This is a genomic window from uncultured Cardiobacterium sp., from assembly GCF_938028185.1.
Taxonomy (GTDB): domain Bacteria; phylum Pseudomonadota; class Gammaproteobacteria; order Cardiobacteriales; family Cardiobacteriaceae; genus Cardiobacterium.
In genome coordinates this window covers 1-1,665 of record NZ_CALJAH010000447.1, presented here as the reverse complement: position 1 = coordinate 1,665, position 1,665 = coordinate 1, and the positions used below count along the sequence as shown (strand labels likewise).

General features: G+C 51.8%; 2 protein-coding genes. Both read left to right on the top strand.

Annotated elements, in window-relative coordinates; all coding sequences use genetic code 11:
- Positions 1 to 418 precede the first annotated feature (418 nt).
- Positions 419 to 1,288, top strand: coding sequence for a tyrosine-type recombinase/integrase (locus Q0349_RS13000; protein WP_298081443.1), 870 nt, complete (start codon positions 419 to 421; stop codon positions 1,286 to 1,288).
- A gap of 112 nt (positions 1,289 to 1,400) precedes the next feature.
- Entirely contained in the window at positions 1,401 to 1,655 is a 255-nt protein-coding gene (locus tag Q0349_RS12995) for a hypothetical protein (protein WP_298081442.1), read from the top strand.
- Positions 1,656 to 1,665 lie beyond the last annotated feature (10 nt).

Genomic DNA, 1,665 nt, shown 5'->3' with positions numbered 1-1,665 from the left:
CAATTAGTTGCATGATTATTTCTCCTTGTTTGCGAGTAAATCTCGCTGCTTCGAGGCGATATAGCGCCTCTGAATATTGTTGAGCATTATACATAGTTGTCTCCTATAGGAAAACGGGAGACAACTTCCCCCGGGGAACGTGTCCCCCAAGGGTGAGATGCTGCCGGGGCAGCGGGATTTAATAACCGGCGAGCCGGTGCGTTGGTCTTGCAGCCCGTCCCGCGAGGGATGACCAACAGGGGGCATTGTGGATGATGCGCTCATCCGGGCGTTGTCCGCACTATAGCGCGTTTTTTTCGTGTTACCCACATTTTTTGTGGATAATCGTGCCGTCCTGTTGTCCCGCGTTCGGGAGACAGAGCACGGCTGCGCAGGGGCGTGGTTGGCGATGATGGATTTTCAGCAAAGGAGCATCACCATGTTTGAACAGGCGGACGCGTTTCTCGCAGCCCAGCGGATGCGGCGGAAATTGTCGAATCTTTCCATCCGTTGCTACCGTTCCGCACTGACCCGCATCGCCAGATGGATGGAGCAGCACGGCGAAAGCGCGCTGAGCGAGGCGAACATCGAGGCCTATTTGCGCGAGATAATTGACAACCAATACTCGCGTTCGACCTTCGCCACGGCGACCGTCGTCCTCAACCGGTGGATCAAGTTTTACAAGTTGCCACTGCGGATGCCGGGGTTGACCATGCCGAGGCAGCGTCGCCAGGCGAATTACATCTCGCCGGAAGAAATCGGGGTCATCTTTGCCAATATTCCGCGCACAACGGCGCAGGGCATCACTGACTACGCCATCATTGACCTCGCCTACTCTACCGGGATGCGCCGCAGTGAAATCTGCAAATTGCAGTATTGCGACGTGAACTGGGAGCAGCGCTTCATCTTCATTCGCTACGGCAAGCGCGGCAAGCAGCGTTTTGTGCCTTTCATGGGCGTCCTCCGGAAAAGCCTGCGTGCCTACCTGAAAAAGGTGCGTCCCACCAAGCTATCAGCCCATTGCAGCAATTTTTTCTTTGTCTCGCCCAAGGGCGACCGTCCGCTGGACGACAACGATATGCAGGAGTTGAATGCGCGTATCAACAACGAATATTCCCCTTTCAAAAAGCACATTACCCTGCACCGCCTGCGCCATGCCTGCGCGACGCACCTGTCGGAGAACGGCGCGGATCTCCGGCTGATTGGCCTGATATTGGGGCATGGCTCGCCCGATATTACCGCCGAGTACATCGACTACAGCGAAGAATACCTCGCCAAAGTCTTCAAAAAAGGCCATCCGCGCGCGTAGCAGTGAACGCTGCCGCCTGTGGCACACCAATGCGGTACAGGTGGCAAACTTGACGTACTGATAAAATCAGGCGTAATATCATACATATACCTTAGACAAACAGGAGGCTGTTATGGAAATCTTGATTGGTTTGACCATCCTCGCCGTCATTGTGCGTGTGGTTATTTTTTTCTGCGCGCCAGAACTGGATGAGACTTTGAGCGGGTTTAATTCTCCTGAAAAAAATTCTTATCAACCTACACACAAACTTAATTTACAAGATAATAATCGTAAAATTACACTAAGCGAATCTGAATATATAATTGGTCCAATGGTCAAACATGATCCAAATTATTCTCCTTATATAGGAAAACATTATGAAGACTAAATATAAAAAG

Excerpts from the sequence above, each read along its gene's own strand:
- Q0349_RS13000 (WP_298081443.1), top strand. The coding sequence starts at position 419 with ATGTTTGAACAGGCGGACGCGTTTCTCGCAGCCCAGCGGATGCGGCGG.
- Q0349_RS12995 (WP_298081442.1), top strand. The coding sequence starts at position 1,401 with ATGGAAATCTTGATTGGTTTGACCATCCTCGCCGTCATTGTGCGTGTG.